At 55.9% G+C, this 12,515-nt stretch carries 11 protein-coding genes; 5 read left to right on the plus strand and 6 right to left on the minus strand.

Annotated features, from left to right (window positions below):
- The first annotated feature begins 65 nt into the window (after positions 1-65).
- Entirely contained in the window at positions 66-1,331 is a 1,266-nt protein-coding gene (locus ACLCGK_RS00770; protein ID WP_410950864.1) for a hypothetical protein, read from the plus strand.
- Here ACLCGK_RS00770 and dsbD read toward each other — a convergent pair whose 3' ends face one another.
- Positions 1,332-3,011 carry a protein-disulfide reductase DsbD gene (gene dsbD / locus ACLCGK_RS00775; RefSeq protein WP_410950865.1) on the minus strand — a complete coding sequence of 560 codons (1,680 nt, stop codon included), beginning with the start codon at positions 3,009-3,011 and terminating at the stop codon, positions 1,332-1,334. It abuts the gene before it with no gap.
- Positions 3,012-3,176: 165 nt separating this feature from the next.
- Here dsbD and ACLCGK_RS00780 point away from each other — a divergent pair, with 165 nt between their 5' ends.
- Both ACLCGK_RS00780 and ACLCGK_RS00785 read left to right on the plus strand, forming a co-directional pair.
- Entirely contained in the window at positions 3,177-4,484 is a 1,308-nt protein-coding gene (locus tag ACLCGK_RS00780; protein WP_410950866.1) for an acyltransferase family protein, read from the plus strand.
- A gap of 18 nt (positions 4,485-4,502) precedes the next feature.
- Complete coding sequence (locus ACLCGK_RS00785) at positions 4,503-4,808, plus strand: hypothetical protein (RefSeq protein WP_410950867.1); 306 nt, start codon at positions 4,503-4,505, stop codon at positions 4,806-4,808.
- A gap of 18 nt (positions 4,809-4,826) precedes the next feature.
- Here ACLCGK_RS00785 and ACLCGK_RS00790 read toward each other — a convergent pair whose 3' ends face one another.
- Genes ACLCGK_RS00790 through ACLCGK_RS00800 form a run of 3 tightly spaced genes read right to left on the minus strand, consistent with a single transcriptional unit; the run spans position 4,827 to position 8,446 of the window.
- Positions 4,827-5,405, minus strand: a complete 579-nt coding sequence (locus ACLCGK_RS00790; protein ID WP_410950868.1) for a YcbK family protein — start codon at positions 5,403-5,405, stop codon at positions 4,827-4,829.
- A gap of 24 nt (positions 5,406-5,429) precedes the next feature.
- Positions 5,430-7,664 carry an ATP-dependent RecD-like DNA helicase gene (locus ACLCGK_RS00795; RefSeq protein ID WP_410950869.1) on the minus strand — a complete coding sequence of 745 codons (2,235 nt, stop codon included), beginning with the start codon at positions 7,662-7,664 and terminating at the stop codon, positions 5,430-5,432.
- Positions 7,664-8,446, minus strand: a complete 783-nt coding sequence (locus ACLCGK_RS00800; protein ID WP_410950870.1) for a hypothetical protein — start codon at positions 8,444-8,446, stop codon at positions 7,664-7,666. Before ACLCGK_RS00800 ends, ACLCGK_RS00795 begins: the two co-directional genes overlap by 1 nt.
- 137 nt (positions 8,447-8,583) lie before the next feature.
- Here ACLCGK_RS00800 and ACLCGK_RS00805 point away from each other — a divergent pair, with 137 nt between their 5' ends.
- On the plus strand, positions 8,584-8,757 hold the full coding sequence (locus tag ACLCGK_RS00805; RefSeq protein WP_162949007.1) for a hypothetical protein: 174 nt from the start codon (positions 8,584-8,586) through the stop codon (positions 8,755-8,757).
- A gap of 328 nt (positions 8,758-9,085) precedes the next feature.
- Entirely contained in the window at positions 9,086-9,496 is a 411-nt protein-coding gene (locus tag ACLCGK_RS00810; RefSeq protein ID WP_410950871.1) for a hypothetical protein, read from the plus strand.
- 88 nt (positions 9,497-9,584) lie between these two features.
- Here the strand turns inward: ACLCGK_RS00810 and ACLCGK_RS00815 are convergent, their stop codons facing one another.
- Together ACLCGK_RS00815 and ACLCGK_RS00820 are read right to left on the minus strand one after the other, a co-directional pair.
- Positions 9,585-10,028, minus strand: a complete 444-nt coding sequence (locus tag ACLCGK_RS00815; protein ID WP_410950872.1) for a hypothetical protein — start codon at positions 10,026-10,028, stop codon at positions 9,585-9,587.
- Positions 10,029-10,304: 276 nt separating this feature from the next.
- Positions 10,305-12,251, minus strand: a complete 1,947-nt coding sequence (locus ACLCGK_RS00820) for a VacB/RNase II family 3'-5' exoribonuclease (protein ID WP_410950873.1) — start codon at positions 12,249-12,251, stop codon at positions 10,305-10,307.
- Positions 12,252-12,515 lie beyond the last annotated feature (264 nt).

Below are 12,515 nucleotides of genomic sequence, written 5' to 3' on the forward strand. Positions count from 1 at the left end.
TTCTTCATTGCAGACTTGGCCGCCTGGGCACTGCACCGTTACCATGGAGGAAACGGAGAGCGACGATGACCAACCAACCTGATGACATTGCTATTGCAATGGGTCTGTATGATGAATGCGAAAGCCTGACCGATCGCATGCATCAAATTGAGTCACCTGAAATCGAAAGCATGCGCACAGCCATTGCGGACATATCCGAGCGTTGCCAGGTAATCCTGTTAAATCTGGCCGACTCATTGGGGTTAGACCAGATATTGTTAGACGAAGCAAGCACCCAATGGTCGAACACCCTGTTCTCTTTTGCGTTGTCCCATGAGTCCGAGGGTTTCTATGCGCTGCTGGAAAAACTCGACCTGGGCTCACTGAGCCGCAGTCGGGTCGGCACCCTTCGCTCCTCCATAAGCAATCTGGGCTATCTGAGTCACGTGGTCAGGATCAAGGATCAGGAGGATGTACCATTTCCCATGCACAATTCCAAATTCGTGAATATTGCGACCTATGACAGCCTGTTCTCGATCCATCATGAAGGGCTGGCCAATGCCATTTGGCAAGGCGTTTGCCGTGGCAAACTCAATCAGGAGCAGGCCATAGCCGCCTATGAAGAACTGCGCACCCACCCGGATTTCGGATTGATCCAGCCGCACCTGACCTCGATGCTCAAAACCGCGCCTATTGCGCCGCTGCTGGCGCTGCGAGCACACGTACTGGGTGATACCAGAGTGCATTCCGGTGAATGCTCTGATCGTCTGGAGTACATACTAACGCGCATTTTCAATGACCACATCATCGCTGAAGACCTGATGGTGGAAAATATCGCGGCGCTACTGGGCAATCAAGGCTACCGTACTCATTGCCTGCAGCAAGACCTCCTCGGCCACCTGGTCAATGAATTGGAGCACAGGCGCAACGACGATCACGGCACCTTCAAGCATGGTCAGGCCCTCGGCGCCAGGCTGGTGCAGCTGCTCAAGGCACTGAAGATGAGCGACGGCGAACTCTCGATGATTGCCCTCCAATCCCTGCATTTTCATAATATTGGCGAAGCCTTTGATGCCGTGCAAAAAGACCCCTTCAGGGGCGCGAAGAAATTGGCAGACAGCTTGTCATTCACCAGCCAGAATCACTTGGGGTCAATCGATAGCGACTTTCGCCCTTGCCTCAAAAAGGCGCTGCTGTTTGCCATGAGTGATGATGCGCAGCAAGCGGCCATGGACACCCATGACCGCGTCAAAATCCTCTACTACGGCCTGACTCATGATGCTCGCTACCTGCAGGACGTGCAACACGAGGCCGCCATCACCACTGTCCTTGAAGACGACCTGGGTTTGTAATCAAAGGCCTTCCAGGGCCTTTTTGACCTGTGTTGGTTCGATCTCACCAACCAGCTGCCTGTCTGCCTGCTCCTCGCCTGCGGCGCTCAGGAAAATTAGCGCAGGCGGGCCAAAAAGATTTCGATCAGCCAGCCAGCCTTGTATCTCTGCGCTCGATTCGGTGATGTCGAGCTTCACCCAGTCTACCGCCGCCCTGAGGGTGCTTTGCATGTCCGAAGCCGTGAGCCTTGCTTCCACGACCTTGCAGTTCAGGCACCACTTGGCCGACACATAGATCATCACCGGGCGCTTTGCCTGCTTGCTGTTGTCCAGCACGGCTTGCAGCGCAGCCAGCGTGTTAATTTCTGTGTACGGATGCACTACTGGAGCCACCCAAGGTCGGCCTGGATCCTCATGCCCTTGCCAGGCGCCGATGAAGCTTGCCAGCGCAAAGCTCATGAGGATTGCAGCCAGGGCCTTGAGGATGCCGAACGAACGCCCTGCAAGGCTGTACAGCCATCCACCAAGACCCGCCGTCACCACCCCGACCAACACCAGGATAGCCTGGGGGTTGAGGATCCTTGAGAAAATGGCAGCAGCGGTCAGCAGCATCAACACGGCATAGACTTCCTTGACCCGCGTCAGCCAGGCACCCGCTTGCGGAATAAAGGCTTGGCCACCCAGGGCGATGATCATCATGGGGATGCCCATGCCAACACCCAGAGCGAAGAGCTCGACGGCGCCCTGAAGAGCATTCCCGCCCTGCGCAAGGTACAGGAGTATGCCTGCCAACGGCGCCGAGACACACGGTGAGAGCACGAATGTCGAAACCAGTCCCAAGCCCGCTGCGCCGGCAACAGAGCCTCCGCTCATGCGTAGGTAGAGCCTCTGCACAACCGGAATCGTGGGTAGCCGCAGGGTGAAGCCACGCACTTCAAGCAGTGTGAACGCCAGGAGCAGAAAAATCCCGGTGGCGAGCACGATCACGACAGGGTTTTGCAGGTGGGCCTGCAGTTGTGATCCACCCCCCAGCAGTGAAACCAGAATGCCCAGCAGCGCATAGCCCACCGCCGACGCCAGGACGAAAATCGCCGCCAAGGCACCATTGCGCGCTTTGCTCTGCGTATTGCCAGCCACCACGCGCAGCAACAGCGGTAGCGTGGGGAGGACGCAAGGCGTAAACGCCAGCCCCAAACCCGCCAGGAAAAACCACCAGAGCGAATGGCCTGCGTCACCATCCGTTTTACCCTTAGACACGCCCCCAAGTTCATAGACCTTGGTCATCGCTGGATAGCACACCCCCCGCGCAGCACATCCCTGAAAACCAAGGGTGACCTGACCGGAGGGAGCTGGTGCAAGCGTGAGGGTCACATGGCCTTCAAGTACTTGGACATCCCCAAACTCCAGATCGGATTTGACCTGCCCTTGGGGGATAATCAACTTGCGCAGTTGCCTGCCAGCTGCATCCCTGACGTAAAACTTCTCTCGATACGCGTAATACCCAGGTGCCACCTGTAGATCAAAGAACGCCTTGCCACGCTCCACCCGTGCAGAGCCTGCTGTAAAGGCCTGCTCTGCCGGCAGCAGTCGCTCACTGCTATCACCCCCCAAGAGGGATTGCTGAGGGTGCGGGGTATTGAGAATTGAGGCGTGAGACAACAACGACCATGCCATCAAAAAAATGGTCAGCCAGGTGCGCATAGCGGTGCATCCAATTTCTATTGACGGCTTATCATCTCAGCTACACCCGCCCATCTCAACCCAAAACACGACTAATGCGTATATTGATTTTTGGCGTATACTGGCGGCACCACCACCCCTTGTGCATGGATTTCTGTCGTGTCGTCATCTCTCGTGAGCCAGACCATGAATTCTGGCGCCAAGCAAAAATTCGTGTCCCTTGAATGGTTGCGGTATTTGTTGGGGATTTACATCGTCCTCTTCCACACCTTTAATTACCCTGAAGTACCGAGTTGGCTGAGGAAATTCTTCGAGATGGGCTTTTTCTCCACCAGTGCATTTTTCGTCTTGTCGGGCTTCTTGCTCGCCCACGTTTACCTACGCGACCAGGGACAGATACAAGCCCACATGCCAGGCAGTCGCAAATCGTTCTGGGTCAAACGCCTGGCTAACCTCTACCCAATCCACCTGGGTTCGTTCTTCCTGATGGTTGCGGTATTCGCGGTACTCCCCATGCTGGGCATCATCCCCAGTGACGCCACCTTGAGCTTGCGGCAAGTGACCATTGACTCCAACAATTGGTCGCCTTTCGCCGACATGCAGCACACTATGACCGATGCTGAGCTCTACCTGGCGCTGTTCATGAACGCGACCTTGCTGCATGCATGGAACCCGTACTACCTGACCTTCAACTTCCCCACCTGGTCGATCTCCACTCTGTTTTTCCTGTACCTGCTTTTCCCCGGACTGGCACCGTGGCTTAATCGCCTGAAAAGTCCCATTAAAGCGCTCCTGGTGACCAACCTTCTGTACCTGCTGCCGGTGATACTCTGTATTGCCATGGGCTGGTTTGGTTCGCCAGAGACTGGCATTCTCCACCGAAACCCGATTATCCGCCTGCCGGAGTTCGTCGCTGGCATCTTGCTCTGCTCGCTGTACCATCAACATGCGCGCCTGGGTGTACGCTTGACCCGTGGCTGGATGATGGCCTTGCTGGCCATCCTGGTCGGCAGCCTGGTGGGCGCCAGCCTACTACTGACTAACGCAGGCGAGCTCAGCAGCAAGGGCAATGTCTCCTATTTCCTGGTGCATGACGGGTTGCTCCTGCCGGCACAACTGGCGCTGATCTACCTCTGTGTACATATTCCCAACCCCAGCCCCAGCTCGATGCTGTCCAAATGGGCGAAACCATTCGGCAATTGCAGTCTATCCCTGTTCGCCTTGCACATGCCCTTGTTCATGCTCTTTGCACGGGCCGACCGAGTGTTCGATGGTAATCCTGGGCTCTGTTTTGCCGAATTGACGGGTTGCCTGGCGGCAGCTGGCGACAAATCAGCCTGGCATTACCCCCTGTTTCTCGTCTTGCTCACCCTAGTCTGCATTTATTTCCAGAAAGCCTTTGTGGAGCGTGTTCGCGCCTGGATCGAAAAGCTGATATTGTCCACAAAACAGCAGCCTGCCACATCCGTGGCGAAGGGATCGACTGCCCCCTAGCCTTAGCCTGGAGTTCGCATGGAACAGACACGGCATGTAGCCCTCAATGACCAAATCGAAGCGGCCAGCGCGACGGCCTTGCTGTTGATGAAGTCCGGTAAATACAAGCGGCTGCCGGAGATGCGTTCGGCGCTGCAGGAAGACTACCCGCAGCTGGCCGAGGAAGACATCGACCGGGCGATTCAGCGCCTGGCCAACCATCTGGTTCGCAACGACTTCCAGGGGATCCGCACCCTGCGGGCGAACAGCACACGTCGGCAACGTGATTACGAGGCCATGCGTAAAGCGCGGGACGAGGTGGAAGTCTCGCTCGCCAGTTTTTAAACGGGCCGAGGTTTCCCCTCAGCCCCGCCAGGTGCGCACCCTGCCGGTATCCACATGGATGAAGCCTTTGTCCATGTAGATGCCCACGCCGCCTGCAGAAATCACCATGCTCATGGCCGCGAGCAATTTGGTCGACACCCCTGGGACGTGAATGTCAGCTGCTTGGCCTTTCATATGCAAACTCTGCTTGGCTGCACCTTCCAGCCGGAAATTGTGCGCAGGCGTGCGGTAGCCTGACAAGATATGAATGTCCGATTTACGCCCTTCCCTTCTCAACCACTCCTGGATGGTGAAGAGCACATCAAAAAGTGCAGGTTGTATGTAGGATTGTGAGTTGTATTCCACATCTCGCAGCAGCCAGGCGCCCTTGAGGTACTCAGCCTTATCATAGCCGCGCCCCAGGCGCCAGTAACAGAACTTCGTCCGCTCCTTACTGGCGGGGCGGTATAGCTCCAGGTGTCGGTCTTGCTGGAGCAGGGCCTTGCGCCAGTCTTGGTCGGGATCGGCGGCGTTGGCCACCGCACTCAGGACAACCGGGGCTGCTGCCAACCCCTTGAGAAACTGTCGCCGGCTTGCCCCGATGGGATCAAGGATCATGAGTCTTCACCGTTCAATATAGCCTTAAGCTGTAATGGTCTGTTTGGGTTGGCTGTAGGCTTGCTGGTTGGCCCAGAGTTGCTTCAGGAAGTGCAGGAGTCCGGTGGAACGCAGGTCGGTAGCCCGTCTGGTCAATGCGCGCTCTACCGCCGCCAGTTGGCCCACCATCAGCATGTTCTGACGCGCCCTGGTCATGCCGGTGTACACCAGGTTGATCGACAACATGATGTCGTGGGCCAGGGTCATGGGCATCAGCACACATGGGTACTCCGAGCCCTGCGACTTGTGGATGGTCATGGCGTAGCAGAGGCGCAGCTCATCGAGGTCGGCATAGGCATACTCCACCTGAACGTCCTCAAAGCGAGCAATCAGTTTGCGCTCCTTGAGGTCGACACTGATGATCTTGCCGGTGTCGCCATTCACCACCTTCAGCTCGTTGTTGTTCTTGATGTGGATGACCTTGTCACCCGCGCAGAACTGCACCTCGACATCGTCCTGGGTGCAACGGATGCCAGTGCCGGCGTTCGGGTTCATCAGGCGCTGCAGGCGAGCGTTGAGCGCATGCATTCCCACCGGGCCCATCCGCATCGGTGTCAGCACCTGGATGTCGTCCAGCGGGTCGTAGCCGTAATGCTTCACCAGACGAGGAATCAGCGACACGATCTCGTCGGCGATGGCCTCCGGGGTCGGTGACTTGATGAACCAGAAATCATTCTGTTTGGACTTGTTGTCCAGCGTGATCATTTGCGCCTTGTTAATCAAGTGGGCATTGACCTTGATCTGAGAGTCCTCGCCAGTACGGAATACCCGGTCAAGCCTGACCACCGGGATGGTGTCGCTTTCGATGATGTCCCTGAGCACCTTGCCGGCGCCCACCGAGGCCAACTGATCGTAGTCACCCACGATCACCAGCTTGGCCCCCGAGGGGATGGCCTGGAAGAACGAGCAGGCCAACTGGGTGTCGATCATACTCGACTCATCGGTGACCGCGACCTCACAGGGCAGCTTGTTGTCTTCGTGGTAGGTGAAGGCATTGTCCTCAGGGGAGTACTTGAGCACCTTGTGCAGAGTCATGGCCTCCATCTGGGTGCTCGCCTGCAGCCGCTTGGACGCTTTGCCGGTGGGGGCGCACAGGACGACCTGTTCGCTGGCGACGTGGAACAGTTCATGTTGAGCCAGCAGCAGCACTCGCATGATGGTCGTTTTACCCGTGCCGGGGCCACCAGTGATCACGCTGACAGGGGACGCCAGAGCCGTAGTCACGGCTTGATGCTGCATGGGTGACAGGGTAATGCCCAGGGCCTTCTCTGCCACAGCAATCGCCTTTTTCAGTGCGTCAGCACTGGCTATCTTGCCTGTGCCGTTGTGCAACCGGAACAGATCCTTGGCGATTTTCTTCTCGGCGTAGTACAGCTCCTTCGGCCAGATCATTTCCACGCTATCGATCGTGTCCACGCGGACGAAATCGCTGGATTTGACCAGATCCATCGCCATGAGGATGGTTGCACGATCCAGTGGCCTGGTTGTACGGGCAAACAGCTTGTGGGCTTGTTGTGCGAGCGCCTGAGGTTCGAAGCAAGTATCACCACGGCTGTGCACGGCATTGTCGATGGCGGTCAGTAAGCCAACCAGGATCCGGTATGGATCGTCCGCTGCCTGGCCGCACTGCTCTGCGATCTTGTCGGCGATCTTGAAACCGATACCCTTGATCTCCCAGAAGAGTGTGTAGGGGTTCTCCTTGATCTTCTCGACAGCCGCCAAGCCGAAAGTGTCGAAAATCTTGTTGATGTGACGCTGACTCAGGCCAAAGCCGTTCAGAAACAGCATCACCCCCCGATGACCCAGCTCCTTTGCCAGGCCCTCAGTCAACGCCGCAATTTTCGCCTTGCCAAAGCCCGGTACTTTCTTCAGCTTGTCGGGCTCATGCTCGATGACGTGCAAGGTGTCCTTGCCGAAAGCCTGCACGAGCCGTCCTGCCAGCTTGGTACTGATCCCAGGGACGCGGCCTGAGGCGATGTAGGCCAGGATGGCATCGGTCGTGGTGGGAATCTGCGGCATGATTTTGCGCGCCTTGAGCTGGCGATTGCCATTGCGCAATTCCCAGGTTCCCTCGCACTCGACATAGTCACCTTCGTAGAGGCCAGCATCATTGCCGGTGACAACGGTGGCGCCGCTGGCATTGCGAACCGAGAAGATGATGAATCCTTTGCCATTGGCATGGATAACCTTTTCGATGACACCGTTGACTGAATCCAACACTACAGACTCTCTTTTTGCTGGCAGGTTTTGGCCTCAAAAACCCCAAGAACTTTATCTTCTGGGGCGATGAGCGTGAATGTTACCAAATTGGCCGCTCTCACGGTTAAATGCGGTAAGGCGATCGTGCAGATTGTTTGCTGGACGGGATTGCGCTCGACTGCTTCGCGGTACATGTCTGCCACCGGTTGGCTGGTAGAAAACATCACATCAACCCTGCCCTGGCGTTGGCGTACCCGCTGCATGTTCAATCCGTTCGCAAAATGCTCAGGCAGCTCCCTGCGCAACACGGCGGCCAGCTTGATCGGAACCTGTCGGCGCTCAGGCAGCAAATCGACCATGCTCAGATCAATGTCCTGGTCGAGTGCTTGAATCTGCGCACGACTGAGCTGCAGCGCCTTCGAATCAGGGAAATGCTCCTGTGCAAAATGCTCGTAACACGGTGTTTGCAGCTGTTCAACCGCAGCCTGGGCCAACATAGGAGCACTGGTCTTGCCCGATAGTTCAGCGGTTAGCAGCTTGCCCACGATGGAGAGTTTTTGCATGTCAACGTATTCATCGATGGCCCGCTCAGGCTCTGCGCTAACCTGGAGCTTGTACCGCAGCGTCTCCTTGAGCGTCGGCAAGGTCTGGTTGAAGACCGCCAGGCACTTTATGGCTGGAGGTGTTTCTACCCGAGGGCCAGCAAAGGCCCGCTGCTGGCCAACCTCCGCGAGGAGCCAGAACAGAGCGATCGGCAACGCAATCATCTTTTTCATCAAGCCAATATACAGCTTAAACGGCAACCCCTCAACCTAATCACCCCTACGCGGTAGTGGGCAACCTTCAAAACCTAAAATAGATAACGATCTACGTTTACTTTTACTCAGGTAGTGCTAATATTGAATGCTGTCCTCATGGCAGCCCTATTTGGAGCAAACGCATGAAAGCACCACGTGAAATCAAGCAATGGATTTCCAGGGCCCGCAGTGACCGGGGCAAGCCCAACGGCGTCGTCCGCTGGCTCTTCGAGAATCCGGATAAGGAGCGCAAGCTGGCTACGAACAAGCGCCTGAATCGGCGCACACAAATCAAGGCGGCCCTGCGGGTGCGCTGAGGGCTTCCTTGTGATCGCATCACTCTACACCCATACCATGCGTCGGCTAGCCCCCAAGCGATTGCCTGGCGCGTTCCATCGGGCATTTTACCCACGCACTCAACGAGATTGTCCGCCCACGGAACTTCAGTGCAATTGCGCGGCTTTGAATGAGTTGCTCAAGCAATGGCTAGTAATCGGAGGCCAGTCATTCCGGGCTGTAGCCACCCAATACCAGTGGCTGCTCAGCATCAATTTCGCCGGCATCGCCGTCTTGGCTATCCTAAAGTTCACCCCTGCCCCACCACTGGCTGGCCTTCTCCTAAGTGTGGCCATCGTGGTGTCAGCCATGATTGTGCTGTTCGGCTCGCTGTTCGCCCTGCAGCGCAAGATGCTCGATCAGATTGAACAGGCTTCGCCAGGTAAGACCCTCACCATCCATATGCTGGCTTTGTCGGCGCAGGTCGGGATCTTCCAACTCGGCCTGGCTTCTGGAATGGGCTTCCCTGGATCCATCGCCATTTCCGTCCCGGTGCTGCTGTCGCTGCCGATCGCGCTGATTTCGCATTATGTGCTGTTCCAGAATCTGCTGATGGACGTTGCCGATTACCCCTTGGACGCGGCGCAAATGCGCGACTTCATGAGTGCTACTGAGTCGTGCTACAACGAAGCCCAATTCGCTGAGATTCTCATAATGGAACTTGAGGGTGCCTCCTTCACGCCCGCCAGGCTGATTGGCATGCAGCGACAGCCTAAATAGTAGTGCCACCAGCTTTCGGAAATTGAAACGCCAAAATCACCTGCATAGCTAGTGTGAAGTCCTACCCTAGCTTGTTTAAGTCGCGATATTACGCCGAGCTTAATTTGTCAATCAGATCCTTTTCAAACTGCATAATATTTCTTTTCTGGGATCTGATATTCGACACAAGTATTCTTGCAAGAGGTGATTTAACCAAATTGTCGTCGACCAGGGCAATGTAATCGGCAAATGTTTCATATGTAGCCATATTTATGCCATGTATGACCAAGTGTATGCATTCATATGCCTTGGCCTCACCTGCAACATAGAGCAGGATTGTAGCAAGAACCGCCAGAAAGCCCAGCGAGAAACCAAGGCCAGATAATGACCCTGCCAGGGCAAACACGAGCAAGCTTATGCTAGAAACCAGGGCGATTGCACCATACACTCTATCCGCACGCTTATTTTCTTCTTGTCGTTTTGACACATATGCTCTGATCGCATTGACCTGCTCAACGGAAAAAGGGTTGTGGCAGTACGTCTCAATAGTCATACAGAACTTCATGTATTGCCCCCTCTTTTAGGATAGTGAAAGCCCGAGATATCCGGGTTTGGAGTAACACTCCTCATCCCAAGGGATGTGAGGAGTGTTGCACGAAGAACTGGATTCTGAAGTGATGATCCGACAGCCAATGAGTTCATAAAGAGCATGAGACAAGCGCATGGTTTGCCAGGAGCACAGTTCTTTTAGATGGCCGATTATTTGCAAGGGTGTTAGCCAACATTAGTCCCAGGCCGATGTAAATCAAAGCTTCTCCTTTCATGTTTTCTATTTCAGCGTGGCAATCAGCTGCCCCTCCTGAAGATCCTTGGGATCAAGGCGTACCTGCACGCCCTGCCCGAGTGAAACATGCAGCTGGCCATTCACCAGGCATTCGGTGCCCATGTCGTTGTTCGTGACCAGATCATCAGCTGCTGAGAAGGTACGTTTGTGCACAAACACCCGCGCCCCCACGCCTTTGATTTCAACATCGATGCCATTCGGGCGGATGCCTACTACCAAGCCGTCTAGCAATTCGCCCACGCGATACTCCAGGTATTTGCAGTACAGTCGGTTGGCCACCTCACGCTCCGCCCGGCTCGCACCACGGTTGCACAGATTGAGCTGCTCCATGATGGCTGGATCGATGGGGTTGGTTTGTCCACCGCCCAGCCAGAGGGCCTTGAGCTGTCGATGGTTGATCAGGTCGGCATATTTACGGATCGGTGACGTCCAGGTGCCATAAATTGGCAGACCGAGACTGGCATGATGGCCGTTTTCGCAATCATAGAAACTCGATGACAAGGTCGATCGGGTGGCCAGTTGCAAGTCAAGGCGCCCACTGGCGTTCACGGCTCGCAACACTTCGCTGATCTTTGCCGGGGTCTGCAGTTCGTCATCAGTCACCGCAAGGCCGAGGTGGCGGGCGATGGCACTGATCTTGGGCAGTGCATCTGCGGTAAACCCATCCTGCCGGCGACACACGAAGGGCGCCTGGGCATCGCGCATGACCTCGGCGAACGCACGGTTGGCCACCACCATGCACTCTTCGATGATTTTCATTGCCTCGTTACGCTCTTCCTGGATTACGCTGGCCAGTTGGTAGTCGGACACGGCCAAGCGATAATCGCTGGAATCTGCCGCCACCAGCGCATGGTTTTCGCGCCAGTTGTTCAGCGCTTTGGACATCCAGTACAGGTTCTTGACGTTGGCTTTGATCTCGGGCGCAGCCAACAGGTCGGTTTGGCCGCTGACATAGTCAGACACGGCTTGATACGTGAGTTTGGCTCGGGAATTGATGGTCGCCTGGCAAAACTCGGTAGATAGCAGGCTACCATCGCGCCCAATCTCCATCTTCGCGCAAATCACGGCGCGATTGACCCCTTTCATTAGCGAAAGGGAACCCTCGCTCAGCTGCGAGGGGAGCATTGGGACAACCATGCCAGGCAAGTAGGTGGTAACGGCGCGCTGTTGCGCATCGAGGTCAACAGGAGAGCCTGGTAACAGATGACCGTCGACATCCGAGATCGCCACCCACAGATACCAGCCGTTCCCATGCTTTTCGGCAAAGACCGCATCATCCATGTCCTGGGTAGACTCGCCGTCAATGGTCACAAAGGGAATGCTGGTCAAGTCGTGCATCACAGTCGAGGTGGGTCTGATGCTCTTGGCAAGTTCTCCACCCATGTCGTCGTGCCGTGCAATGGCCTGACGGGCCAGGGCCAGCTTCCAGATCAAGTCTTTGTCAGACTCATGGCCGACGATCATGCCTACCTTCGCCTGCGCCTTACCATTGCGGAACGGGTGCTGGGTCACCACGCCTTTGACCACGTGCCCGTCGACCAGGCCTGCGCGCAGGGAATGGGGGATGTAAAACCAACCTTTGAGCGAGCTGGACTCCGGCACAATGAAATAGGAGTCACTCTTGACCCGCACGGTACCAAAAAAATCCAACAGGCCGTGCTCGACAATCTCTTCAATCACCGCGTTGGAAGAGCCGGGCTTGTCTTCGACAATCCGTGCCCGCACCAGATCGCCGGGCAGGCAGTGTTTCATTTGAGGCGGGGTGATGAAATACGAGGTCAGTGAATCGACGCGCAGAAAGCCGTAGCCTTTGGGATGGCCACTAACACGGCCTTCGACCTTCGGTTCGGCTGCCTGTGTCGCGGCCTGCTCGCTTTTCTGTTCGGCCATTGCCTGCTTGAGCGCCATCAGCGCCGCGTTGCCTTTGAACATCTGGGTTCCTTATGACCAGGCGCTGCTGATCAGTCATAATCAATAATTGTGTAAAGGTTGGTTGATCTTAGCTTTCGTGGGCGCCCTAGGCAAGGATTTAGCGCTTTCCTGGATCTTATTTAGCTCTAAATTGGATTGATCCGCACTTGCGCCCAATGCGGGCCCTTCCGACGCGCTTTCGCCACTCAAAAATCCGCTTACACCTTCGTCTTCGTACACCCATGGGTAGATTCATGCAGCCCTGACACGTTATGCTGAGTACAT

It is taken from the genome of Pseudomonas sp. S1(2024), from assembly GCF_046557535.1.